The 25,569-nt window shown below is 61.3% G+C and carries 21 protein-coding genes; 7 read left to right on the top strand and 14 right to left on the bottom strand.

Annotated elements, in window-relative coordinates; all coding sequences use genetic code 11:
- Positions 1–10: 10 nt before the first annotated feature.
- From HJ583_RS03095 to ndk, 4 genes are read right to left on the bottom strand one after another with little or no spacing between them, the layout of a single operon-like run.
- Complete coding sequence (locus HJ583_RS03095; RefSeq protein ID WP_170020392.1) at positions 11–982, bottom strand: RodZ domain-containing protein; 972 nt, start codon at positions 980–982, stop codon at positions 11–13.
- Positions 979–1,785, bottom strand: a complete 807-nt coding sequence (pilW, locus tag HJ583_RS03090; RefSeq protein WP_170020390.1) for a type IV pilus biogenesis/stability protein PilW — start codon at positions 1,783–1,785, stop codon at positions 979–981. Before pilW ends, HJ583_RS03095 begins: the two co-directional genes overlap by 4 nt.
- Positions 1,785–2,873 carry a 23S rRNA (adenine(2503)-C(2))-methyltransferase RlmN gene (rlmN, locus tag HJ583_RS03085; protein ID WP_170020388.1) on the bottom strand — a complete coding sequence of 363 codons (1,089 nt, stop codon included), beginning with the start codon at positions 2,871–2,873 and terminating at the stop codon, positions 1,785–1,787. Before rlmN ends, pilW begins: the two co-directional genes overlap by 1 nt.
- Before the next feature lie 48 nt (positions 2,874–2,921).
- Positions 2,922–3,347: a nucleoside-diphosphate kinase gene (gene ndk / locus HJ583_RS03080; protein ID WP_170020386.1), complete on the bottom strand. Its 426-nt coding sequence runs from the start codon at positions 3,345–3,347 to the stop codon at positions 2,922–2,924.
- Between the two features lie 126 nt (positions 3,348–3,473).
- Here ndk and HJ583_RS03075 point away from each other — a divergent pair, with 126 nt between their 5' ends.
- Positions 3,474–5,438, top strand: a complete 1,965-nt coding sequence (locus tag HJ583_RS03075) for a sensor histidine kinase (RefSeq protein WP_170020384.1) — start codon at positions 3,474–3,476, stop codon at positions 5,436–5,438.
- Here the strand turns inward: HJ583_RS03075 and tilS are convergent, their stop codons facing one another.
- The 3 genes from tilS to HJ583_RS03060 all read right to left on the bottom strand — a co-directional run bounded on the left by tilS (position 5,439) and on the right by HJ583_RS03060 (position 9,544).
- Positions 5,439–6,746, bottom strand: a complete 1,308-nt coding sequence (tilS, locus tag HJ583_RS03070) for a tRNA lysidine(34) synthetase TilS (RefSeq protein WP_170020382.1) — start codon at positions 6,744–6,746, stop codon at positions 5,439–5,441.
- Positions 6,747–6,983: 237 nt separating this feature from the next.
- Entirely contained in the window at positions 6,984–7,949 is a 966-nt protein-coding gene (locus HJ583_RS03065) for an acetyl-CoA carboxylase carboxyltransferase subunit alpha (protein ID WP_170020380.1), read from the bottom strand.
- A 125-nt stretch (positions 7,950–8,074) separates the two neighbouring features.
- Positions 8,075–9,544, bottom strand: a complete 1,470-nt coding sequence (locus tag HJ583_RS03060; RefSeq protein ID WP_170020378.1) for a hypothetical protein — start codon at positions 9,542–9,544, stop codon at positions 8,075–8,077.
- A 144-nt stretch (positions 9,545–9,688) separates the two neighbouring features.
- On the opposite strand from HJ583_RS03060, the gene HJ583_RS03055 reads away from it, so the two are divergent.
- On the top strand, positions 9,689–10,483 hold the full coding sequence (locus HJ583_RS03055; protein ID WP_170020376.1) for a thymidylate synthase: 795 nt from the start codon (positions 9,689–9,691) through the stop codon (positions 10,481–10,483).
- On the top strand, positions 10,483–10,980 hold the full coding sequence (locus HJ583_RS03050) for a dihydrofolate reductase (protein WP_170020374.1): 498 nt from the start codon (positions 10,483–10,485) through the stop codon (positions 10,978–10,980). Before HJ583_RS03055 ends, HJ583_RS03050 begins: the two co-directional genes overlap by 1 nt.
- Positions 10,981–11,040: 60 nt before the next feature.
- On the opposite strand, the gene phoU is transcribed toward HJ583_RS03050, so the two are convergent.
- Together phoU and rpiA are read right to left on the bottom strand one after the other, a co-directional pair.
- Entirely contained in the window at positions 11,041–11,751 is a 711-nt protein-coding gene (gene phoU, locus HJ583_RS03045; RefSeq protein ID WP_101941591.1) for a phosphate signaling complex protein PhoU, read from the bottom strand.
- 61 nt (positions 11,752–11,812) lie between these two features.
- Positions 11,813–12,472: a ribose-5-phosphate isomerase RpiA gene (rpiA, locus tag HJ583_RS03040; RefSeq protein WP_170020372.1), complete on the bottom strand. Its 660-nt coding sequence runs from the start codon at positions 12,470–12,472 to the stop codon at positions 11,813–11,815.
- Positions 12,473–12,549: 77 nt separating this feature from the next.
- On the opposite strand from rpiA, the gene HJ583_RS03035 reads away from it, so the two are divergent.
- A complete protein-coding gene (locus tag HJ583_RS03035) occupies positions 12,550–12,966 on the top strand; it encodes a YidB family protein (protein ID WP_170020370.1) in 417 nt (138 codons plus the stop codon).
- Between the two features lie 59 nt (positions 12,967–13,025).
- Here the strand turns inward: HJ583_RS03035 and HJ583_RS03030 are convergent, their stop codons facing one another.
- The 4 genes from HJ583_RS03030 to aceE all read right to left on the bottom strand — a co-directional run bounded on the left by HJ583_RS03030 (position 13,026) and on the right by aceE (position 20,594).
- Complete coding sequence (locus tag HJ583_RS03030; RefSeq protein ID WP_170020368.1) at positions 13,026–14,201, bottom strand: acetyl-CoA C-acetyltransferase; 1,176 nt, start codon at positions 14,199–14,201, stop codon at positions 13,026–13,028.
- A gap of 223 nt (positions 14,202–14,424) precedes the next feature.
- Positions 14,425–16,203 (bottom strand): dihydrolipoyl dehydrogenase, encoded by a 1,779-nt coding sequence (gene lpdA / locus HJ583_RS03025; protein ID WP_170020366.1) that lies wholly within the window; start codon positions 16,201–16,203, stop codon positions 14,425–14,427.
- Positions 16,204–16,218: 15 nt separating this feature from the next.
- Positions 16,219–17,844 carry a dihydrolipoyllysine-residue acetyltransferase gene (gene aceF / locus HJ583_RS03020; protein WP_170020364.1) on the bottom strand — a complete coding sequence of 542 codons (1,626 nt, stop codon included), beginning with the start codon at positions 17,842–17,844 and terminating at the stop codon, positions 16,219–16,221.
- Positions 17,845–17,921: 77 nt separating this feature from the next.
- Positions 17,922–20,594, bottom strand: a complete 2,673-nt coding sequence (gene aceE / locus HJ583_RS03015) for a pyruvate dehydrogenase (acetyl-transferring), homodimeric type (protein WP_170020362.1) — start codon at positions 20,592–20,594, stop codon at positions 17,922–17,924.
- Positions 20,595–21,046: 452 nt separating this feature from the next.
- Here aceE and HJ583_RS03010 point away from each other — a divergent pair, with 452 nt between their 5' ends.
- A complete protein-coding gene (locus tag HJ583_RS03010) occupies positions 21,047–23,134 on the top strand; it encodes a PAS domain-containing sensor histidine kinase (RefSeq protein ID WP_170020360.1) in 2,088 nt (695 codons plus the stop codon).
- Entirely contained in the window at positions 23,124–23,753 is a 630-nt protein-coding gene (locus tag HJ583_RS03005) for a response regulator transcription factor (RefSeq protein ID WP_170021307.1), read from the top strand. The genes HJ583_RS03010 and HJ583_RS03005 overlap by 11 nt, the downstream gene beginning before the upstream one ends.
- Positions 23,754–23,822: 69 nt before the next feature.
- Here the strand turns inward: HJ583_RS03005 and trpC are convergent, their stop codons facing one another.
- On the bottom strand, positions 23,823–24,653 hold the full coding sequence (gene trpC / locus HJ583_RS03000; RefSeq protein ID WP_170020358.1) for an indole-3-glycerol phosphate synthase TrpC: 831 nt from the start codon (positions 24,651–24,653) through the stop codon (positions 23,823–23,825).
- 195 nt (positions 24,654–24,848) lie between these two features.
- Here trpC and HJ583_RS02995 point away from each other — a divergent pair, with 195 nt between their 5' ends.
- A complete protein-coding gene (locus HJ583_RS02995; RefSeq protein ID WP_170020356.1) occupies positions 24,849–25,565 on the top strand; it encodes a hypothetical protein in 717 nt (238 codons plus the stop codon).
- Positions 25,566–25,569: the final 4 nt, after the last annotated feature.

The following is a 25,569-nucleotide window of genomic DNA, read 5'->3' as shown; positions in this document are numbered from 1 at the left end:
CAGAAGATTCTTACTGCAGTTTCACACGGGCCACATCGCCACGAATCAGCGGAGCCAGATCGACCGGCCGGCCCTTCCAGGAGAGCTTCACCTTGCCAGCATTGCCAATGACCAGATCGAAGGGCGCCTGCCCCTGCACCTCCTGGAGACCACCTGCCTGATTAAGACGGGAGAAAACGATCTGCCCGCTGGCATCACGCACTTCAACCCAGGAGTCACCCTCGAAGCTCAGCGTCATGCGCGGCAGGCCGCCAACGGCTGGCCCAGACGCCGCCGGAGCAATCGCCGCAGGTGCGGACTGGGTCACGCGCACGGGAACGCTCTGCACAGCTGACGGCGTAGCCAGCGGTATTGACTGAGCGGCCGGCATCACAGGCTGGGGCGCACTCTGCACCACCGACACGACGGCTGCCACTACGCTCGCCGGCGCACTCGCCTCGAGCTGCGGGGCGGGCACACTGCTCTCAGCCAACGGCTCGCTGGCGGCGGGCGATGCTTCAACCACGGGCACGGAAACCTCTTCCTGCGACGCTTTGAGCAGCGCCGTTTCCTCGCGCGCCTCGAGCCAGCCATAATGCCAGCCTGCGCCGAGCACCACAGCCAGCACCAGCACCAACGCCGCAATCGGCAACGCCGAGTAGCGCGGATTGCCCGGTGACGGCATGCGCCCCAGGCTGGGAGTGATCATCTGCTCGGGCAGCTCGGCCACAGCCGGCGCCTCGCTGCTCTCACCGGCACGCAGGAAGACATCTGCATCCAGGCCCAGAAACCGTGCGTAGTTACGCACAAAACCACGAGCAAAGGTGCTGCCCGGCAAGGCGCTGAGATCACCACGCTCGATCGCCTCAAGCTGACGCACCGTCAGCTTGAGTTGATCGGAAACCTGCCCCAGGGACAGCCCGCGCGCTTCACGCGCCGCACGCAACTGGGCCCAGAGGTTCTCTGCTGCGGTCTGCGCCGCCTCCTGAATTTGTTCACTCACTCGAACTTCCCCTGCAGAAAGTACTGATATTCGTTGGAGCCCGGAAACTCCTTGCGCATCCGCGAGCCCAGATCGGCGACAGTGCTGCGGTTGCCCAGACGGTTCTCAATGCGGACGGCGAGCCACAGGATCTCGACGTTGCTGTTCTTCATCTGCTTCAGAATCTGATCCATCCACTCCTTGGCACGCAGGTCGCGGTTGGAACGATAGGCGATATCCGCCAGGTAGTAATAAGCCTGCAGATTGGTCGTGTCAGCCTGAACGGCCCGCAGGAAGCGCTCCTCCGCCGCCGGAGTGTTTTTCTGGCGGAGCAGGCACAGGCCAGCATTGGTCCAGGCGCGCGTCGGCGTGGTGTAGTACGGGTTGCGCGCAGCCTGCTCGATACGCGGCAAACCTTCAGACTCACGCCCCTGCGAGCAGAGGAACCAGCCATAGGCGTTGGCGATCTCGGGATCCCCCGGCGCCAGGCGGGAAGCCTGCTCGAAGCCAGGGATGGCCTGTGCATACTGCTCCTGAGCGGCATACACCATGCCTTGCAGCAGATAGCCTGGTGCATAGGCGGAGTCTGAAGCGATCGCGGCACGCGCCTCGTCCAGCGCAACACCGTTGCGCCCGCTCTGCAGATAAGCCTGCCCCAACTCGACGTGCAACTTGGCAGAACGTCGCGCTGCAGTCGTGGCCGGTTGCTCGGCAGATGGACGGTCGGACTCAGCACCGCCACCGATGGGCAAGCCTGCCACACAACCAGAGAGCAGGCCAAACAAGGCCAGCAGTAAAACGGAACAGCGTACAGACTTGAGCATCAACGCACCTCTTGGATGGGTACTACACGTTTCTGGGTCCGGCGCGTCTTGTCCTTGACCTGCCCGGCCAGCTGGCCACAAGCGGCATCGACGTCATCCCCGCGCGTCTTGCGCGTGGTCGTGACAATACCGGCTTCATTGAGCAGTTGCGAGAAACGACGGACTACTGGACCCGACGAGCGATGAAAGCCGGAGTCCGGGAAAGGGTTGAAGGGTATCAGGTTGTACTTGCACGGCACCTCCCGTGCGATATCGATCAACTGGCGGATGTGCTCGTCACCGTCATTCACGCCTTCAAGCATGATGTACTCAAAGGTGATGAAATCGCGCGGCGCCTTGTCCAGATAACGGTTGCACGCGGCCAGCAAGTCCTTCAGGGGATACTTCTGGTTGATCGGCACCAGCTTGTCGCGCAAGGCGTCGTTGGGTGCGTGCAGCGACACGGCCAGCGCCACCGGGCACTCCTCGCGCAGGCGGTCCATGGCCGGCACGATGCCGGAGGTGGATACCGTCACGCGGCGGCGTGACAGGCCATAAGCATGATCGTCCAGCATCAGCTTGAGCGCTGACACCACGTTGTCGAAATTCGCCAGCGGCTCACCCATACCCATCATCACCACATTGCTGATGATGCGCTCACCATTGGGCTCGGCACCCAGCAGGCGGTTGGCCAGCCACAGCTGGCCGATGATTTCGGCCGCACTCAGGTTGCGATTGAAGCCCTGTTTTCCCGTGGAGCAGAAAGCGCAGTCAAGCGCGCAACCCGCCTGCGAGGACACGCACAGGGTGCCGCGGGTAGCTTCCGGAATGAACACGGTCTCGACCGCATTGCCATTGCCAACATCCATCAGCCACTTGCGTGTGCCATCGGTCGACAGATTGTCACGGATCGGCACCGGCGGCTGGATGCAGGCAGTTTCCTTGAGCAATGCACGCAGGCTCTTGGCCACATCCGTCATGGCATCAAAGTCGGTCTCCCCGAAACGGTGGATCCAGCGCAGGATCTGCCGGGCGCGAAATGGCTTCTCGCCGCGTTCGGCGAACCAGGCTATCAGGGCATCGGCATCAAGGTCGAGGAGGTTCTGCATGAGTCTTCACATCAGTGCCCGGCGCGGGTTGCGCCGGGCGGGAACTACTTAACGGCTATACACATTCATGCCGGGGAAGAAGAAAGCAACTTCCACAGCGGCAGTTTCGGCGGCATCGGAGCCATGCACTGCATTGGCGTCGATCGAATCAGCGAAATCGGCGCGGATGGTGCCGGCATCAGCCTTCTTAGGATCGGTCGCGCCCATCAGTTCGCGATTCTTGGCGATGGCGCCTTCGCCCTCGAGCACCTGGATCATCACCGGCCCGGAGATCATGAACTTCACCAGATCCTTGAAGAAGGGGCGCTCCTTGTGCACGGCATAGAACTGACCGGCTTCGAGCTCGGAAAGTTGCACCAGCCTGGCAGCAATGATTTTCAGGCCAGCATCTTCAAAGCGCTGGTAGATCTTGCCGATCACGTTCTTGGCGACGGCATCCGGCTTGATGATGGACAGGGTACGTTCGATAGCCATTTACTTCTCTCCTGTTAATGGGCTGTTGGTAAGTTATTGTTGTCAAAACCGCTCATTTTATCAGCAGACGCCCCACCCCGGCAGCCAGACTGCCAAATCAAGCCTCGCCCGGGCTAAGATTGGCGCATGACCAGCCCCACCCTGCCCCCTTCTACACCTCCAATCCCGCGCACCGGCACCTGGTTCTGGCGCCTCCCCATCCTGGCCATCGCCGCGCTGGTTGCAGTGATTTCACTCTTCCTGTGGCTCGGCCTCGCCCAGGAGCGCGAGGAGCGCCGCGCCGCGCTGGTCAGCGACAGCCTGTGGATGGAGCAGAACCTGCGCTACCACTTCGAAAGCACGGTGGATGAACTGGGTCAGATCGGCAACCAGTTCGGTACCGGCGGCGAACTGCACACCGAAGCCGCGCAGGACAAAGTTCGCGAACTCCTGCAGGGGGACGCGGGCCTCAGCGCGATTCTCTGGCTCAACTCCGATGGCGAGATGCTCAGCACCCTGCCCGCCAGCGCCGCGCCGGTGCAGGTCAGCGAAGAACACAACCTCACCGTGGTACGCGCCCGCACCCTAAACCGACCAACCTACGACCACCCCTTCCGACTCAAGGACGGTTCCTGGGCAGTGGAAGTCGTTCTGCCGATATTTGGCGCCAACGACTTCAATGGCTACGCCGTAGGTATTTTTTCGCTCTCCCGCGTGCTCGAAAAACACGTCCCATGGTGGTTTGCCGAGCGCTACCGGATCTCGTTCACCGATGACGGCAGCGACGAGCTGGCCAGTTCGACCCAAGCCAGCGCGGCCAACAACATCTCCTTCGGCGTGAGCTTCGACCGCATGGGCGGCCTGGGTATCCGCGTGGAGAGCTACCGCGACACCACCCGCGTGATGCCTTCCATCGTGGTCGCGGTGCTGCTGGCCTTTACGGTCGTGCTGATCTGGAGCTTGTGGATGCTGCGCACCCGGGTGCTGCGCCTGCAGGACACGGAAGCCGCCCTGCGTGCGGAACATGCCTTCCGCCTCGCCATGGAGAAATCCACCCTGGTCGGCCTGCGCGCCCGGGACCTCTCTGGACGCATCAGCTACGTCAACAGCGCCTTCTGCCGCATGGTGGGCTGGAACGAAGACGAGCTCGTCGGACTGAATGCGCCGATGCCCTTCTGGTTTGAAGACAGCAGCGAGCCCCTGCCCGCCAGCATCGCCGAAGAACCCGCGCGTGCGCGGGAGCTGCGTTTCCAGCATCGCGACGGCCATGTGCTCGATGTGCTTCTGTATGAAGCCGCCCTGATCGACGCCGACGGCCACCACAGCGGCTGGATGGGCTCAGTGCTGGACATCACGGAGCGCAAGCGCGCCGAAGCCCTGGCCCGCGATCAGCAGGAACAACTGGAGGCTACAGCCCGCCTCGTCACCATGGGAGAAATGGCCTCCACCCTGGCTCACGAACTAAACCAGCCGCTCTCGGCCATTGCCAGCTACAGTGCTGGCTGCCTGAATGCACTGAAAGCCGGCCGCTACGACGAGAAGCAATTCACCGACGTACTCGGCAAGATCAATCACCAGGCTCAGCGCGCCGGCAAGATCATCCACCGCATCTACGGTTTCGTGCGCCGCTCCGAATCGCGCCGTGACCGCATGGACGTGAATGCGGCCGTGCTCGAAGCCACCGGCCTGCTCGAAGCCGAAACCCTGCGCCGCAAGGTTCGCCTGCAGGTCGAACTGGCCATGGACCTACCCCAAATCATTGGCGACCGCGTAATGGTCGAGCAGGTCATGGTGAACCTACTGCGCAACGGCATGGACGCCATGCGTGGCACCCCGGAAGCAGAGCGCCTGCTGCGCGTACGCAGCGAAAGTAGCGGCGAAGGCGTGCGGCTGGTGGTGCAGGATCAAGGCAGCGGCATCCCGGCCGAGATCGCTGATCGCCTGTTCGACTCCTTCTTCACCACCAAGCCCGAAGGCATGGGCATGGGCCTCAAGATCTGCCGCTCGATTGCCGAGCAGCACAATGGTCGTCTGTGGTTTGAAGCGGCAACCGAAGGCGGCACCCTGTTCTACCTCTACCTGCCCATCGGCACCGAGGACAAGGACGCCTGATCAGCCCCGCCAGAGCCCGTCCGGCCCCCGCCACTCGATGCGCCAGCCCACTTCTCCCGGCAAAGCGCTACAGCCTGCTGCCGCCCCTACCCCACCGATCCACAACACTTGATCCCCGCAGCACAACAGGGGCAGAGTCTCACGCCACCAGACCGGCAGATCAGCCTCCTGACACAGAACCTTGAAACTGCGCGTCGGACGATTCTCTGCCAGACGCAGACGCTCACCACCGCACCGGCTCCGCAGCAGTAAGGACTGACTGCCCGGATCAAGACGCAAACCCGCCCCAGATATCGGCAGAAAGCGCACCCCCCCCTCAGCCCAGGGCATTTCTGCCTCCCCCGCCCATGGCTGCGGCGCAGGAAACATCAAGCGTGCAGGTTCGGTCCAGATCCGCTCGCGATAGGCACACAAGGCCAGGTCGCCGAAACACTCGCGTACCGGCGCCTCGCTGCGCAAGGCCCGCAGCCCCGACACCAGACGCGCCGCATCCGGCGCCTGCCCCCCCCTCTCGCGTAGCCAGTAACGCAGCAGATTGCGCCCTCGCGCCGGACTCAACGCACGCAAGCCTGAGCGCGAGCCAGGCAGCCCAAGCTTCACGACACCAGCATCCAGTACCGCCAGCTCACACAGCAGATCTTCAGCTTCCGCGAAATGCGCCGCCGCCCGCGCCAACGAGCGCTCTACGGCCGGCTGACGCGCCTTCAGCGCAGGCAGCACAGAATGACGCAGGTAGTTGCGCATGAAGCGGCTATCCGCATTGCTATCGTCCTCAATCCAGCGCAAACCCTCAACCTGCGCCCACTCGAGCAGCACGGCGCGCGGCTCGGCCAGCAGGGGGCGCCACAAGCGTCGCGCTGGATCACGCTCGCGCATGCCCGCCGCCCCCGCCACCCCAGCCCCACGCACAAGCCGGTGCAAGAGGGTTTCCGCCTGATCGTCCGCATGATGAGCGAGCACCACCCAGTCAGCCTCCACACTGGCAAATGCCGCATGCCGCACCTCGCGCGCCGCGGCCTCAAGCCCCCGCCCCGCATCAAGAGTTACCACAACGCGCTCGACGCGCAAGGGCAAACCCAAGGCATCACACTCTGCCTCGCAATGCTTCACCCAGTCATCGGCCCGAAGGCTCAGACCGTGATGAACATGCAGCGCAGAAAGCACAAAGCCCGCCTCAGGAGCGAGACGGGCCAGCAGATGCAACAAAACAGTGGAATCAAGGCCGCCGCTATACGCCACACACAAACGCGCACCGGCGCAGGCACGCAAGACAGGTAGCAGGCGAGACGCGAGATCAGGGCTGGGCATGGGCAAATTGTAGCCGCAGGCTGCAGCAAACCCCGACAACGGCGCTGTGCATCACCCAAGGCACGCCGGAGCGCCGCAAGCGGCCAACTCAAGCAGCGCTATTTGACTTGCTTCAAGCCGAGCTTTTGAAGCGGTGAAGAAGCGAGGGGGCCGAGATCGAAGATAGGGGCGGAAATGCACTTGGGTACGCCGGACACCAGGGTTTCGAGATCAGCCCGCACTCAGTTTCCTTGCCCCTCAGGCGGCAAGCTCCTTGAACTTGCCGTAGGAAATCAGGCGTTCGAAACGCCGCTCGGTCAGCTCCTGCGGCGACAGCTCGGTCAGCGTGCGCAGCGTGTCCTGCAACGCACGCTTGAGGCTGACCGCCATGGCGCGGTGATCACGATGAGCGCCACCCACCGGCTCATTGACCACCTTGTCGATCAGGCCGAGAGACTTCAGGCGCGACGCCGTGATCCCCATGATTTCGGCCGCCTCCGGAGCCTTGTCGGCGCTCTTCCAGAGAATCGACGCACAACCTTCCGGCGAAATCACCGAATAGGTAGAGAACTGCAGCATGTGCACCTGATCGGCCACTGCGATCGCGAGTGCGCCACCGGAGCCACCTTCGCCAATGATGGTGGTAATGATGGGCACGCGTAGCTCAGCCATGGCGTATAGGTTGTGACCGATCGCTTCGGACTGGCCACGCTCTTCGGCATCAATGCCCGGGTAGGCGCCCGGGGTATCCACAAAAGTGAACACCGGGATGCCGAACTTCTCTGCCAGCTTCATCATGCGCAAGGCCTTGCGGTACCCCTCAGGACGCGGCATACCGAAGTTACGGATGATTTTTTCCTTGGTGTCGCGCCCCTTCTGGTGGCCGATCACCATGCAGCTCTGGCCGTTGAAGCGAGCCAGGCCACCCACGATAGCCTTGTCATCGGCAAACGCGCGATCGCCATGCAACTCTTCGAAATCCGTGAACATGTGTTCAACATAATCGAAGGTATAGGGGCGCTGCGGATGGCGCGCCACCTGAGCGATCTGCCAGGGCGTGAGCTTGGCGTAGATGTCCTTGGTCAGCCCCTGACGCTTGGCCTCAAGGCGCGAGATTTCCTCGGAGATATCGACGGCGGAGTCGTCCTGAACGAAACGAAGTTCCTCGATCTTGGATTCAAGATCGGCGATCGGCTGCTCAAAGTCGAGAAAGGTAGTCTTCACGGAAGGTAAGCTGAATCAGAAAGGTTGTGCATTGTAACCGATCAGGCCCACACGACGGCTCAGCAAGTTTTGTTTGAAATCAGTCACTTGCAAAAACAAAAAAAATACGGGTGCGTATGGGGCTATCAGACCGCAAAAAGATAGCTGCGAATCTCATGGTCCAGCCCATATTCGCGCTCGGGCAAGGGCAGCAGTTTCACGGTCCTGTTCTGCCCCAGTACATACAGCGGCCGCTCGCTGCGCGCCGACAGCGGCAGGATCACCCGCACCGGCAGGCCGCGCCGCAGCGGATCAAGCAGAATGATCTTCACGCGCTGGGCGCCATCATCGGCCACAGCCCCGACTGGCTCGTCCCCCAGCAACTCGATCCCCACCTGATTGCAACCCTTGGCAGCACGCCACAGGCGCCGCACGGTTCCCACGCGCCAGCGGTTGCCGTCAGAGGAATGCATACCCAGCAACATGCCCAACTGAACTTCGTCGATATCCCCTTCGGGCGCCTCAGCCCCCACACCATGCGTGCTTGCATCACGCATGCTCCAGTCCCGCAGCAGACCGCCATGCTCTTCGCTACCCAAGCGCAGCGAAAACTCCTGCAGCCCCGTGGCGACCAGCAGACGGCCAGGCACTGGGTGGCGACGGTGGCGACGCAGCGGCGCATCGTTGGACCACACCCGAATCATGTGCGAGAGCACACTGCTGAGCCCGGCGGTATTGCCGGCATCATGCTGCAACAACAATCCTGCGGGTACATTGCCGGCGGACACCAGTTCAAGCAGCTCATGCAAGGCTAGAGTGGCGCTGGCACCACTGAAGAACAGGCCCTGCACAACCTGTTGCGGCACCTGCATCATGCGTGCGGGCGGCAGGGTGTGGCCGAGATCCACCCAGTACAGAGTGGTGGTACCCGGGCGACTGCTCAGCTCCAGACGCGGCGACACGTAATGCACCAGGCGCGAGGCCAGCTCCAGCCGATCAGCATCCAGCTGATCCGGCCCCAGACTGTGTAAAGCCACTGCACGCAAATATTCGCGCTCGACGCTGGTCGTCGCATCACGATCTGCGCGCAGGCGCACCGACTCACGCTCAACGCCGCTGCGCGCCGCCACGCGATAGGCCAGGTTCAACCGCGCCCACACCACGTCATCGATCGGACCATGCCGAAAAGCATCCCACTTGGCGCGCTGCGCCCCGGCACGAATCGCCCGCACCGCCAACTGGGCCAGAAAACTGCGGGCCGAAGGCTCTCGCTCGGCGGCATGCATGATCAGCAGATCCGCATACGCCTCCAGCACCATCGACCAGAAACCATGCGTCAGCGCCCACAAGCGCTTGCGTTCGCTTGCCGACTTATGCCTCGCGGCTAGATAAAGCTCCACACAACTGCGGGCTGCCGCCTGACTGGCTTCATCCAGGGCAAAAAGCAGACGGGCACACTCGTTGGGGCCCAGATCCGGACTCCCCACCAGCGAATCGATCCATGGCCCGGCCGCGCCAATGGCGTCTGCTGGCTCATGCCGCGAAAGCTCCCGCACAACCTGCTCCAGAGCGTGCTTTTCAGATAGCGGATGAAACTGAACCTGCTGGGCACGCATCAAACGGCTTCCCTGTGATTTTGTTACTTATCTCAAATTTTAATGAAATCAACAAAAAAACCAATTGAGCTTCGACAGACGGGTGCGCCGCGCAAGGCGCCAGTGCCGGGCTAGAATCTCGCCTCGCCCACACGAGTCTGACCCATGCGCCAATACCTCGACCTGATGCGCCACGTGCTTGAGCACGGCCACGAAAAAACCGACCGCACCGGCACCGGCACCCGCTCGGTGTTCGGCTGGCAGATGCGTTTCAATCTGGCCGACGGTTTCCCGATGGTCACCACCAAGAAGCTCCATCTGCGCTCGATCATCCATGAGCTGCTGTGGTTTCTGCAGGGCGACACCAACATCCGCTACCTGAAGGAAAACGGGGTTTCGATCTGGAATGAGTGGGCAGACGAAACCGGTGAGCTCGGCCCAGTCTATGGCAAGCAATGGCGCCGCTGGGAGACGGCCGACGGACGCACGGTGGATCAGATCAGCCAGCTCGTCGAAGGCCTCAAGAAGAATCCGGACTCGCGCCGCCACCTCGTCTGCGCCTGGAATCCAGGGGAGGTCGACAAGATGGCCCTGCCGCCTTGCCATGCCCTGTTTCAGTTCTACGTGGCGAACGGCAAACTCTCCTGCCAGCTCTACCAGCGCAGCGCCGACATTTTCCTTGGCGTTCCCTTCAACATCGCCAGCTATGCGCTCCTCACCCACATGATTGCGCAGGTCTGCGGCTACACGGTGGGCGACTTCGTGCACACCCTCGGTGACGCCCACATTTACTCTAATCATCTCGAACAAGCCCATCTGCAGCTCGCGCGCGAGCCGCGCGCCTTGCCACGGCTGCTGCTGAACCCGGAAGTGAAAGACCTGTTTGCCTTCCGCTTCGAAGACTTCACGATCGAAGGCTACGACCCGCATCCGCACATTGCCGCCAAGGTGTCCGTCTGATGCTCCGGCCAGAAATAGCCGTGATTGTGGCCCGCGCCCGCAATGGCGTGATCGGGCGTGACAACACCCTGCCCTGGCGCCTGCGCGACGATCTGCAGCAATTCAAACAGCGCACATTGGGCTGCCCGATCATCATGGGGCGCAAGACCTGGGAGTCACTCCCCCGCATCCTGCCCGGCAGACAGCATGTCGTGATCAGCCGCCAGACGCAGTACGCGGCGGAGGGCGCCACCGTAGTCTCGTCCCTGGATGCCGCAATTGCGGCCTGCGGCCGAGCCGAGCGGATTTTCGTCATCGGTGGCGCACAGATCTACGCGGCAGCACTCGACCTCGCCGATGTTTTGTGGATTACCGAGATTGATGCGGCCATCGAGGGAGATGCGCACTTCCCGGACTTCGACTCCGCCCTGTTCCGCGAAACCTCTCGCGAGCACTTTGCCGCTAGCGAACAGAATCAGTACGCCTTCGATATCGTCGAATACCGCCGGCTAGCCTGAGTCAGTGACCAGAAAAAAAGGGGCTGCCGCGGCAGCCCCTTCTCGTTTACAGGCATCGCGTCAAACGCTCGGGCGATAACCCACTTCCTTGAGCACTTCACTCACCCCGATGTGGCGCACATCGCGCCCATGCACCAGGAAGATGGTGTGCTCGGCAATATTCTTGGCATGGTCACCGATGCGCTCCAGTGCCTTGGCGGCAAACACCACGTCAATGCCGCGCGAAATGGTGCGCGGGTCTTCCATCATGTAAGTGATCAGCTGGCGCATCACTGCCTTGAATTCGGCGTCCAGTTCGTGGTCATCCTTCACCACTTCAGCCGAAGCATCCAGATCCAGACGAGCCAGACCATCCAGCGCCTTGCGCAGTTGCTGCACGGCCAGTTGGCCCAGATGTTTCATCTGCACGCGCGGCGGTCCTCCCAGATCGGACTGCATCAGCGTGCGCGCCACCTTGGCAATTTTCTTGGCTTCATCACCGACGCGCTCCAGATCCGTCACCGCGCGTGACACGGTCATGATCGTACGCAGATCGTTGGCGGCCGGCTGGCGGCGCGCAATGATTTGGGTACAGGCTTCGTCGAGTTCGACCTGCTGGACGTTCACGCGCTGGTCATTTTCGATCACGCGGTCGGCCAAGCCCAGATCCCCTTCGATCAGGCATTCCATGGCCTGCACCACTTGCTGCTCCACATAGCCCCCCATCTGGAGGACCCGGGTGCGGATGCCATCGAGTTCTTCGTCGTATTGCTTAACGGTATGTTCAGTCATGTCAGCCCTTTGCTGCGCGGATCAACTATCGATTGTCCCGCGCTTTGATGACAGTAATGTTTCAGCGCGAAAAAGTCTCGACGCCTTGCGGCGTGCCCAGCAGCAGCACGTCTGCTGGGCGCTGCGCAAAAAGGCCATTGGTCACGACTCCCACGATCTGATTGATCCGTGCTTCGAATTCCACGGGCTGTTCGATCGCCAGACCATGCACATCGATGATGACATTCCCGTTGTCGGTAATGACGCCTTCGCGCCAGACCGGCCGCCCGCCCAGTGCGGCCAGCGCACGCGTCACCTGAGCCCGCGCCAGCGGAATGACTTCGACAGGCAGGGGAAACTTGCCCAGCACCGGAACCTTCTTGGACGCATCGGCAATGCACACGAATTTCTTTGCGACGGCCGCCACGATCTTTTCGCGCGTCAGCGCTGCGCCGCCACCCTTGATCATGGCAAAAGAAGCATCGATCTCGTCTGCACCGTCGACATAGACGGACAGACTCTCGACCTCATTCAGATCGAAGAGCGGAATGCCATGCGCCGCAAGGCGTGCAGCACTGGCCTCGGAGCTTGCCACCGCCCCCGTGATGCGCGCGCGCATGCCGGCAAGACCATCAATAAAGAAGTTCGCCGTCGAGCCGGTACCCACGCCAATCACCTCGCCTTCTGGCACGTACTCAAGGGCAGCAAGCGCTACAGCCTTCTTCAATTCATCTTGGGTCATGGAGTCACCTGCACCTATTCAAGTTCCGCGCATTGTAGTTGACGCGCCCCGAAACCAGAATCCACAACGGAGAGAACATGGGACTTCTTGATCAACTCGCCGGCCAGGTAGTCGGCTCTCTGAGCGACGCCAAGCAAGGCAGCAATCCACTTTTAGACATTGCGACCCAACTGATCCAGAGTCAGGGAGGCATCGAAGGTTTGTTGGCCAAACTCCAGTCTGGCGGGCTCGGCACGCAGGCCGACTCGTGGGTGAGTACTGGCCAGAGTCTGCCAGTCGCCAGCGAGCAGATCAGCAATGCACTGGGGGCAGATACCCTCGAGCAACTGGCCGGCAATACCGGATTGAACACAAACCAGCTGGCAGGAGGTCTCGCCAGCATGCTGCCGCAGCTGATCGACCAGCTCACGCCCAATGGGAGTACGGCAGGCGCCAACGACTTGCTCAGCCAGGGGCTTGGAGCACTGCTCGGCGGACTAAAGCGGCAGAACTGAATCGGCCACAGCGCAAAAAAAAGCGGGCCAGTAGCCCGCTTCTCTTTGCGAAGAAGTGTTCAGCGCTCAACCGTCAGCGCCACCCCCATGCCACCGCCGATGCACAAGGTCGCCAAACCCTTCTTGGCGTTACGCCGCTGCATTTCATGCAGCAGCGTCACCAGGATGCGACAGCCCGAAGCGCCGATCGGATGACCGATGGCAATCGCCCCTCCGTTAACGTTTACTTTAGAAACATCCCAGCCCAGCTCCTTGTTCACCGACAGCGCCTGCGCTGCAAATGCCTCATTGCCCTCTATCAGCTCCAGCTCCTCATGCGTCCAGCCAGCCTTCTGCAGAGCCAGGCGCGAAGCCGGTGCCGGGCCGATACCCATGATGGCCGGATCTACAGCCGCCGAAGCGAACGACTTGATCTTCGCCAGCACCGGCAAACCCAGTTCCTTAGCTTTCGCCTCGCTCATCACCATCACCGCTGCAGCGCCATCGTTAATGCCTGAAGCATTACCTGCGGTCACCGTGCCAGCCTTGTCAAATGCAGGCTTGAGTGCAGCCAGCTGATCCACCGTGCAGCCAGACTTGATGAATTCGTCGCTATCCACCACGACGTCACCCTTCTTTGAACTGATCACGACCGGCACGATTTCGTCCTTGAATCGGCCTGCTTTCTGAGCTGCCTCAGCCTTATTCTGCGAGGCATTGGAGAAGGCGTCCTGAGCCTCGCGGCTGATCTCGTATTTCTTGGCCAGATTCTCGGCTGTGATCCCCATGTGATAGTTGTTATAGGCATCCCACAGACCATCGTTGATCATGGTGTCGACCAGCTTGGCATCGCCCATGCGGAAGCCATCGCGCGAACCATTGAGCACATGCGGACTGGCCGACATGTTTTCCTGTCCCCCGGCGATCACGATCTCGGCATCGCCACACTGGATGGCTTGCGCTGCAAGCATGACTGCCTTTAGGCCCGAGCCGCAAACCTTGTTGATGGTCATTGCAGGCACGGTTTCCGGCAAACCAGCGCGAATCACGGATTGACGCGCCGGATTCTGTCCCAGACCAGCTGTCAGTACCTGACCAAGAATCACCTCGCTGATCTGCTCCGCCTTCACGCCCGTCTTTGCCAACAAGCCGCGAATCACCGTCGCACCGAGTTCAGCCGCCGGCACCTTGGCCAGAGAGCCACCGAATTTGCCTACGGCCGTACGCACCGCTGCCACGATCACTACGTTGGTCATTTATCTCTCCTGAAGATAGGGGCGAGCGGCCCATCCGCTGCCGGCAAACGAATCCTGTTCAGCAAGAAGCGCGCCTTTTGTCTCCCGCCGGGTTCCGCGAAATATTAAGACTTCAGTATTACCGCTCCGAAACGCCTACCCCTTCGAACACGCAGGCTGTCCGTGCGGGCAAAAAAAAGGGCCGTCCGAAGACAGCCCTCTTGTCACTGCACCGTGAAAGTGCTCACTTCTTTTTCTGCGGAGGTAGATCGGTACATGCGCCCTCAAAAACTTCTGCGGCCATGCCGATCGATTCGCCCAGCGTCGGGTGCGGGTGGATGGTTTTGCCGATATCCACCGGATCGCAACCCATTTCGATCGCCAAGGTGATCTCACCAATCATGTCACCAGCATTCGGGCCAACGATGCCACCACCAATGATGCGATGGGTTTCCTCATCGAAAATCAGCTTGGTGAAACCGTAGTCGCAGCCGTTGGCAATCGCGCGGCCCGAAGCGGCCCACGGGAACTTGCCCACGCCGATCTTGCGGCCGGTGGCCTTGGCTTCGATTTCCGTCACCCCCACCCAGGCCACTTCCGGCTCGGTGTAGGCCACGCCCGGAATCACTGAAGCATCAAAATAGGACTTCAGACCTGAAGCCACTTCCGCCGCCACATGTGCCTCATGCACGCCCTTGTGGGCCAGCATCGGCTGACCGACGATGTCGCCAATCGCGAAGATATGCGACACATTGGTGCGCTGCTGCTTGTCGACCTGGATGAAGCCACGATCGGTAACGAGCACGCCAGCCTTCTCGGCCGAGATCTTCTTGCCGTTCGGGCTGCGGCCCACCGCGACCAGCACCATGTCGTACTTCTGCTCGTCGGCCGGAGCCTGATCGCCATCAAACTTGACCAGCACACCATCCGGGCGGCAGGTTACGCCCACGGTGCGGGTCTTGAGCATGATCTTGTCGAAGCGATGCAGGTTCTGCTTCTCCCACACCTTCACGAGATCGCGGTCAGCACCCGGCATCAGGCCATCGCCCATTTCAACGACATCGATGCGCGCACCGAGAGCCGAATAGACCGTGGCCATTTCCAGACCGATGATGCCGCCACCGATGACCAGCATGCGCTTGGGCACCGAGCGCAGCTCGAGTGCGCCAGTGGAATCGACGATGCGCGGATCTTCAGGGATGAAAGGCAGCTTCACTACCGAAGAGCCGGCAGCGATGATGCATTTCTGGAACTTGATGACCTTCTTCTCACCCGTCGCGTCCTGGCCTTCGCCGGCCGTCACGCTCACTTCAACGTGATTGGCGTCAATGAAATTGCCATAACCGCGCACGACCTCGACCTTGCGGGCCTTGGCCATGCCGGAGAGGCCACCGGTCAGCTTGCCGATGACCTTTTCCTTATGCGCACGCAGACGGTTCAGGTCGACCTTGGTCTCGCCGAAGGATACGCCCACATCCGAAAAGTGGGAGGCCTCTTCGAGTACCGAAGCAACGTGCAGCAAGGCCTTGGACGGGATGCACCCGACGTTCAGGCACACACCGCCCAGGGTTGCGTAACGCTCGACCAACACGGTCTGCATGCCCAGATCCGCCGAGCGGAAGGCTGCCGAGTAGCCGCCGGGGCCGGCGCCGAGCACCAGCATTTCACACTCGATGTCCGCCTTGCCGGCAAAACTGCCAGCCGCCACCGGAGCCGCAGAGGCCGCCGCCGGAGCGGGCGCAGCTGCAGCGGGCTTGGGCGCGTCAGCCGCTGCGCCGCCGGAGATCGCGTCCAGCATCAGCAGCACGCTGCCTTCAGACACGCGGTCACCGACCTTCACCGAAACCGACTTCACCACACCGGCAGCCGGCGAGGGCACGTCAAGCGTGGCCTTGTCGGACTCCAGCGTAGCAAGGCTGTCTTCAGCGCTAACGGTATCACCCGGCTTGACGAACAGCTCGATGATGGGAATGTCCTTGAAATCCCCGATATCGGGGACTTTCACTTCAATCAATTGGCTCATCGTTCAGTCCTCGCCTCAGAGCAGCACACGGCGGAAGTCTTGCAGCACGCCGGCGAAGTAGGCATTGAAGCGAGCGGCGGCGGCGCCGTCGATCACGCGGTGATCCCAGGACAAGGACAGCGGCAGCATCAGACGCGGCGCGAACTGCTTGCCGTCCCACACCGGGCGGATCTGCGACTTGCATACACCCATGATGGCCACTTCCGGCGCATTGATGATCGGCGTGAAGTACACACCGCCAATGCCGCCCAGCGAGCTGATGGAGAAACAACCGCCCTGCATCTGATCCGGCTTGAGCTTGCCATCCCGTGCGAGCTTGGCCAGATCGCCCATTTCCTTGGCGATCTCGATCACGCCCTTCTTGTCGGCATCCTTGATAACCGGGACCACTAGGCCATTAGGGGTGTCGGCGGCGAAACCAATGTGGAAGTATTTCTTCAGCACCAGGTTGTCGCCATCGAGCGAAGCATTGAACTCGGGGAATTTCTTCAGTGCAGCCACGGCCGCCTTAATCATGAAGGCCAGCATGGTGAGCTTGGTGCCGGACTTCTCCAGCTCCTTGTTCATCTGCACGCGGAAGGCTTCCAGCTCGGTGATGTCCGCGTCGTCATGGTTGGTGACGTGCGGGATGACCACCCAATTGCGATGCAGGTTGGCACCGGAAATCTTCTTGATGCGGGACAGCGGCTGGGTTTCGATTCCGCCGAACTTGCTGAAGTCGACCTTCGGCCAGGCAAGCAGATTGAGACCACCCACACCAGACCCTGCGGCGGGCGCTGCGCTCACCGCACCAGAGGCGACCTGAGCGATCACGCCCTTGACGAAGTTCTGGATGTCATCCTTGAGGATGCGCCCCTTTGGGCCGGTTGCAGCAACCTTGGTGATATCAACGCCCAGCTCGCGCGCAAAACGACGCACGCCGGGACTGGCATGGGACATACCAGCAGATGCCGTCGCGGCTGCAGCAGCCACCGGAACAGCCGCCGCAACCTGTGTTGCTGCAGGCGCCGCAGCCGGCGCCGCTGCGGGCGCGGCGGACGGAGCCGGAGCGGCGGCAGGCACGGCCGTCGCAGCAGCGCCTTCCAAAATGGCCAGCACGGCACCTTCAGCGACGCGCTCGCCCACCTTGACCAGCACTTCCTTGACCACACCGGCAGCCGAGCTCGGCACTTCCATGGTGGCCTTGTCAGACTCCAGCGTGGCGACCGGGGCGTCCACAGCGATCGTGTCTCCGACCTTGATGAACAGCTCGATCACCGGCACATCCTTGAAGTCGCCGATGTCCGGCACCTTCAGTTCGATGCGGCCGGTCGCGGCCGGGGCAGCCACTACCGGAGCCGCAGCTGGCACGGGCGCAGCAGCAACCGGCGCTGGTGCAGCCGCCGGCGCAGCAGCAGCGCCCGCTGCCTCCAGCACGACAACGACGGCGCCTTCGCCGACACGTTCGCCCACCTTGACGCGCACTTCCTTGACCACACCGGCAGCCGAGGACGGCACTTCCATAGTGGCCTTGTCGGATTCAAGGGTCAGCAAGGGGTCATCAATCTTGACCGTGTCGCCGACCTTGACCGACACCTCGATGACGGGAACATCCTTGAAGTCGCCGATGTCCGGCACTTTCACTTCGATGAGTTGGCTCATTGTTTTCTCCGTGGGAAGAGCGAAGTCAGAAAAGTGGGGGCTCCCCCACTCCTCAAAACTTGCTCTTCACTGATTCATCAGGCAAACAGCGGGTTCGGCTTGTTGACGTCAATGCCGTACTTGGCAATCGCTTCAGCCACCTTGGCGCGTTCGATCTTGCCTTCTTCTGCCAGTGCCGAGAGAGCAGCCACGGTCACCCAGCGGCGATCCACTTCGAAATGGTCGCGCAAGGCCTCGCGGGTATCCGAACGACCGAAGCCGTCGGTCCCCAGCACCACGTACTTGTTCGGCACATAGGGTCGGATCTGCTCGGCATACAGACGGATATAGTCAGTGGCCACAATCATCGGGCCAACAGAGCCCTTGAGCTTGGCTTCGACGTGCGAAACGCGCTTTTCATCCAGCGGGTGGAGCATGTTCCAGCGCGCAACGTCCTGACCGTCACGGGCCAGCTCATTGAAGCTCGGTGCGCCCCAGATGTCAGCCTCGACACCCCAGTCGGCCTTGAGCAGATCAGCCGCAGCAATCACTTCGCGGAAGATCGTGCCGCAGCCCATCAGCTGCACACGTGCGCCCTTGCTCTTGGCGCCATCGCGGAACTTGTACAGACCCTTGATGATGTCGGTCTCCGCGCCTTCCGGCATGGCCGGATGCTCGTAGTTCTCGTTCATCACAGTCAGGTAGTAGTACACGTCTTCCTGCTCGGCAAACATGCGGCGCAGGCCGTCCTGGAAGATCACCGCGACTTCGTAAGCGAAGGTCGGGTCATAGCTCACGCAGTTCGGGATGGTGTGCGCCAGCACGTGGCTGTGGCCATCTTCGTGCTGCAGGCCTTCACCGTTCAACGTAGTGCGGCCAGCGGTACCACCGATCAGGAAGCCACGGGCGCGCGAGTCGCCAGCAGCCCAGCACAGATCCATGGTGCGCTGCAGACCAAACATCGAATAGAAGATGTAGAACGGGATCATCTGCACGCCATGCGCCGAATAGGCAGTGGCCGAAGCAATCCAGTCAGCCATGGCGCCGGCTTCGTTGATGCCGTCCTGCATCACCTGACCGTCCTTGGTCTCCTTGTAGAACATGAGCTGATCATGATCCTGAGGAATGTATTTCTGGCCCTCCTGGTTCCAGATGCCGTACTGGCGGAACATGCCCTCCATACCGAAGGTACGCGACTCATCAACGACGATCGGCACCACGTTCTTGCCGATGTTCTTGTCCTTGAGGATGGTGTTGAACATGCGCACGATGGCCATGGTCGTGGAAATTTCACGACCTTCGCCGGACGCCTTGAGCTGAGCATCGAAGGCAGTCAGCGCAGGCACATCCAGCGCAGCGGCCTTGCGGCGACGAGCCGGCAGGTAACCGCCGAGTTCCTGGCGACGGGCGCGCATGTAGTTCAGTTCGGGCGAGCCTTCCTCGAACTTGATGAAGGGCATCGACTCGAGCTGGTCATCGGAAACCGGAATGTGGAAACGGTCGCGGAAAGCGCGCAGCGAATCCAGCGACATCTTTTTCTGCTGGTGGCTGGTGTTCTGGGCTTCACCCGATTCGCCCATGCCGAAGCCCTTCACGGTGTGCGCAAGGATCAGCGTCGGCTGACCCTTGGTATCAACCGCGGCCTTGTAGGCTGCAAAGACCTTGAACATGTCATGGCCGCCGCGATTGAGCTTCCAGATGTCGTCATCAGTCCAGTCGGCCACGAGCTCCTTGAGCTCCGGCGTATTGAAGAAATGCTCGCGCACCCAGGCACCGTTCTTCGACTTGTAGGTCTGGTATTCGCCATCGACCACTTCGAGCATGCGCTGCTTGAGCAAACCCTTCTTGTCACGCTCGAACAGAGCATCCCAGTTGGAGCCCCACATCAGCTTGACCACGTTCCAGCCAGCACCGCGGAATTCGGATTCGAGTTCCTGGACGATCTTGCCGTTGCCGCGCACCGGGCCATCCAAGCGCTGCAGGTTACAGTTGATCACGAAGATCAGGTTGTCCAGCTTCTCGCGCGAAGCCAGCCCCAACGCACCGCGGGACTCGACTTCGTCCATTTCGCCATCGCCGAGGAAAGCCCACACCTTGCGGCCTTCGTTGTTCTGGATGCCGCGATCCTGCAGGTACTTCATGAAGCGGGCCTGGTAGATGGCCTGCAGCGGGCCAAGGCCCATCGACACGGTCGGGAATTGCCAGAAATCAGGCATCAGCCAGGGGTGCGGGTAGGACGACAGGCCCTTGCCACCAGCTTCCTGACGGAAGTTGTCGAGTTGCTCTTCGGTCAGGCGACCGAGCAGGAAGGCGCGTGCATAGACACCGGGGATCGAGTGCCCCTGGAAGTAGATCAAATCGCCCTCCTTGTCGTCGGTCGGCGCTTTCCAGAACCAGTTGAAGCCAACGTCGTAGAGCGTTGCAGAGGAGGCATACGAAGCGATATGACCGCCAACGTTGGTATGCTTGTTAGCACGCACAACCATGGCAATGGCATTCCAGCGCAGATAAGCCTGGATACGCAATTCGATCTCGGGATCACCCGGGTAGTTCGGCTGGTCAGCAGTGGGAATGGTGTTCTGATACAGCGTATTGGCGCTGTAGGGCAAGACGACGCCGGAATCGCGCAGATCTTCGATCAAGCGCTCGATCAGGTAGCGCGCACGCTCCGGACCTTCCTTCGCAACAACTGCATCAAGGGCTTCCAGCCATTCCATGGTCTCCTGCTGATCCGCATCGGATTGCAGAAGGACGTGCGGCACTACTGCCATAATCTGTCTCTCCTAACCTGGGTTTCATGGATCAGCCCGGGCGGGAGAGACCCGGGCTTTTATACTTGTCTGATGCCTGCCCATTCACCACTACCGTGGACACAAATTTGCGTCACGCACGAAGAGGGTCAGATCAAAGCGCCCGGATTACGCCAGCCGCAAGGTACAGACTCGAAAGCGGCCCGCAGGGTAGCACCCACAGGATTCTTCGAGCGGGCAATATAAAAGAAGCACCTGCCCCGCGCAACGTCAAAGCCCCATCAAATTTGATTTCCGGCCCATAAAAAACTTTGAATAATCATTATGTTGCAGCGCACAAGTATTGATTTGTCATCCGCAGTCCAGTGCTTCGCAGAAAACCTCCATACCCGATAGTCCAGCGCCTATTCCGGGCATCAACAGCCCAGCAGGTAGGCCATAATGGCTACCTCGTCTGCGAGGAAGTAAGCGGAATGGAAAGCCGCGACAACTCCGAAAACCTGGCCCCGCCTGCTCCTGCCCCACAGTCTTCGCTGCTGTCGGTGCTGATCCTCGCCATCGTGCTGGGCTTGGTGTGGTTCGCCGCCCTGCCGCAGGACAGCAATGCACTGGCCTCGGACCGCATGCGCCTGAGCCTGGCCATCATCGTGGCGCTAATCGCGGTTGCCGGCTGGGGGTTGGTGCTAGCCAGCAAACAGAACCAGCGTGCTGGCCAGATCGCCGAAGAACGCGATCTGTTCTTCAGTCTCTCACTAGACATTCTGGGTGTGCTTGGACTCAGCGGTCGCTTCGAGCGCATCAACCCGGCTGTTCTGAATATCCTAGGTCTCAAACCCGAAACCCTGACTGAAGGCATGAGCCTGCTTGACATCGCTCATCCTGAAGACGTCCAACTGGCCACCTCCCGACTGCAAGAGCTTGCCGCAGGCAGGCCAGTTAACTTCGAACTGCGCTGCCGCTGTGGTGATGGCAGCTGGCGCTGGCTTTCCTGGAGCGCCAACCCGGCGCTCGACGAAGCACGCATTTATGTTGTGGCTCACGACATCACTGAACGCAAGGCCAGCGAAGAACTGCTACGCGCCGACTCCTCTTTTCGCCAAGCGATGGAAAACTCGGTACTCACCGGCATGCAGGCCGTAGCACCGGATGGCCGAATCCTGCATGTCAATCGCGCCTTTGCCGAACTGGTCGGCTGGAGCGCCGAAGAACTCGCCGGGCAGGCCCCTCCATATGTGTTCTGGCCAGAAGAGGACCGCGAGCAGAACCGCCAGCGTCTGCGTCAGTGCATGCAAGGGCAGGCCTCGCGAGAAGGTTTGGAGCTGGTGATCCGGCGCCGCAATGGCGTGCGGGTAGACGTTCGCCTGCATCTCTCGCCTCTGGTCGACAATCAGGGCGAGCAGACCGGCTGGATGACGGCCATGACCGACATCACCGAACAAAAGCGTGCACGCACCGAACTGCAGGCCGCCAACGAACGCATCACCACCGTGCTAGACGGGCTGGACGCCGCAGTCTATGTCTCGGAAGCGGGCAGCGGAGAGCTGCTCTACACCAACCGGGCCTTCGATGCCCAGCACACCCGGGTCGGCGAAAGCTGCCTGCTGGTTGTTCCCCAACCGGAGCTCGGCGATTACCCGGGTGACCCGCGCAAGCTGGGCGCTGCGGATGTACCGCGCGAGCTTTTCGATGGCGAGTTACAGCATCCTTTTACCGGTCAGTGGTTCCACCTGCGCGAACGCGCGCTGCGCTGGGTGGACGGGCGCATCGTGCGCCTGGGGGTCGCGACCGACATCACGGCCCTCAAACGCGCCGAAGAACTGACCCGCGAGCAGGAGCAACGCCTGGCGCGCACTTCCCGCCTGATCACCATGGGCGAGATGGCCTCCACCCTGGCCCACGAGCTTAACCAGCCGCTCTCGGCTATCGCCAACTACAGCTCAGGTTGCGTGAACCGCCTGAAGAGCGGTCAGTTCCAGATCGAAGACATTCTCGGCGCAATGGAAAAAGCCAGCACCCAGGCCAACCGCGCCGGCAATATCGTGCGCCGAATCCGTGATTTCGTGCGCAAGAGCGAACCGCGCCGCAGCCTGATCAGCATCCGCCAGGTCACCGAAGAGGCGCTGGGAATCGCCGAAATCGAAGCCCGCCGGCTGGGCACCCGCATCCTGACCTCTCTGCCCGATGATTTGCCGGATGTACTGGCCGACCGCATCATGATCGAGCAGGTACTGATGAACCTGATCAAGAATGCCGCCGAGGCCATGCAGGACATCCCGCTGGACGACCGCGTCATCCACATTGAGGCCCGCCACAGCGATGATCACATCGAAGTTTCAGTGGCAGATCGCGGCTGCGGCATCAGCACCGCCTCACTGGACGAACTGTTCTCACCCTTCTTCACCACCAAACAGGATGGCATGGGCATGGGTCTGAACATCTGCCGCTCGATTATCGAGTTCCATAAGGGTCGCCTCTGGGTTGACGCCAACCCCACTGGCGGGAGTATCTTCCGCTTCACGCTGGCACTGGAGAAATCGCTTGAATCACACCATGACACCTAATGTCCCCGTCGTCGAACAGCTGGTTTACATCGTTGATGATGACGAAGCCCTGCGCGATTCCCTCCTCTGGCTGCTGGACTCTACCGGCCTCAAGGCCCAGGCCTTCGATTCGGCCGAAGCCTTCCTGTCAGCCTGGAGCCCTCGCCTGAATGGCTGCCTGGTGCTGGATATCCGCATGCCCGGCATGAACGGGCTGGAGCTGCAGGAAAAGCTCGCCGCCATGCATTCCACCCTGCCGATCATCTTCATCACCGGCCACGGCGATGTACCGATGGCCGTCTCGGCCTTGAAGAAGGGCGCAGTCGACTTCATCGAGAAACCCTTCAACGATCAGGACATGGTCAAGCTGATCCATACCGCGCTGGCCGAAGACCGCAAGCATCACGACAGCCGCCTGCAGGAAGCCGACGCCCAGCGCCGCATCGAAGGCCTCACCCCGCGTGAGCGCGAAGTACTTGAGCTGATCGTGGCCGGCCGTCTGAACAAGCAGATCGCTGACGATCTGGGCATCAGCATCAAGACGGTCGAAGTCCATCGCGCCCGCGTGATGGAGAAGATGGGCGTGAACTCACTGGCCGAACTGGTGCAGCACGTCATGTCGGCCCACAAGAACGATTAAACACAGGCCGTAACAAACAAAAAGCCCGATCCACGGATCGGGCTTTTTTGTTGTCTGCTGCGAACAGGCTCAGGCGAACAGGCGCGCCAGCTCGCTGCCTGGATCCTCGGCACGCATGAAGGCTTCACCCACCAGGAAGGCATGCACGCCGCGGCTACGCATGCTTGCCACATCCTGCGGCGTGAAGATGCCACTCTCGGTCACCACAATGCGTCCGGCGGGAATCCGCTCCAGCTGCGAAAGGGTAATATCCAGCGTCACTTCGAAAGTGCGCAGGTTGCGGTTGTTGATCCCCAGCAAGGGCGTGGTGAGCTGCAGCGCCAGATCCAACTCTTCAGCGCTATGCACCTCGACCAGCACCGCCATGCCCAGATCGTGCGCCAGTTGCTCCAGCTCCAGCATATGACTCACGGCCGTGCGGGAGCTTGAGGCATTCACCGTACCGTCCGGCGGCAGGAAGGCCGCCACGATCAGCAGGATCGCATCCGCACCCATCGCCCGTGCCTCGAAAACCTGATACGGATCGATGATGAAATCCTTGCGCAACACCGGCAGCGTGCAGGCCTCACGAGCCGCCTGCAGGTATTCGGGGCAGCCCTGAAAATACTGGCGATCGGTCAGCACCGAGAGGCAGGCCGCGCCGCCCTTCTCGTAGGAGGCCGCGATATCGGCGGGGCGAAAATCCGCCCTGATCACGCCCTTGGAGGGGCTGGCCTTCTTCACTTCGGCAATCACGCCCGCCTGACCCGCAGCAATTTTTGCGCGGATCGCGCCAACAAAATCCCGCACCGGAACGCCATCCCGCGCTTCTTCAACGATGGCTTCGCGCGAGCATCCACGCTCGGCGACTTCAATTTCTTCACGCTTGGTGGCGAGGATTTTCTGCAGGATGTCGGACATGGAATTGCTCTGGAACTCGTCTGGGGTTACAGGGTCGTATGGTAGCCGCAAAGCAGCCCGGTCGGAGCCTGCTGCGCGTACAATCCCGTTCCCCTTTCAAGAACGTCACCGGGCCACCCCAAGGCATTCTTGACCCACGTGGAGGTGGCTTGCGCCCGAAGGGCGAAGCCGGGGACTCGCAAACTCGGAGACCGCATGCGCTTCCTGCCCCTGTTTCTGTTCTGTCTGAGCCTGCCCGCATTTGCCCTTGGCACGCCGGAAGAAGCCGCGAATGCCTTCTATTCCGCTCGCTTGAGCAGCGGCAGCCCAGGCGCACCTGGGGGCCTGGAGCTGGCAACCTATTCCGGCAATCTCGGGCCGGAGCTGGTTTGCCTGCTGGGAGCAGCCCGTCGTTACAGCGAGGCCTACAGCAAAGCCCGCCCGACAGAAAACGCCCCGCTATCACTGGGCGATCTGTACTCGGGTGCCCTCAACATTCCTGACGGCTTCAATCTCGGCAAAGCCTCGATCAAGGGCGAACAGGCCACGCTAAGCGCCGGCTTCGCTTTCGCAGACGGCAGCCACCGCGAGAGCACGCTACAACTGCGAATTCACAAACGACACTGGGTCATTCACGATATCGAGCTCGGCACCCCCGGCGAGCTCGGGCTCAGCGGCCCGACCCTGATTTCAGGCTTGCGCGACCTGCTCGACAAGAACGATGAAAGTATCGGCTGGAATGCTCGTGAACTCAGCGGTTGCCCGCAAGGCAACGAGCTGGCCCGCCTGCAGGCCGAAAAGCAGAAAAAGAGCGGCGCCAAGAAAAGCAGCAGTAGCAAGAAGGCCACGACCAGCAAGAAGAGCACGGCGAGCAAAACCACCAGTTCGGCCAGCAAGAAAACCACCAAAACAACCAAAACGCCCGCCAAGTAAGCGG

Source organism: Uliginosibacterium aquaticum, from assembly GCF_012972705.2.
Taxonomy (GTDB): domain Bacteria; phylum Pseudomonadota; class Gammaproteobacteria; order Burkholderiales; family Rhodocyclaceae; genus Uliginosibacterium; species Uliginosibacterium aquaticum.
This window is presented reverse-complemented; position numbering and strand designations above follow the sequence as displayed.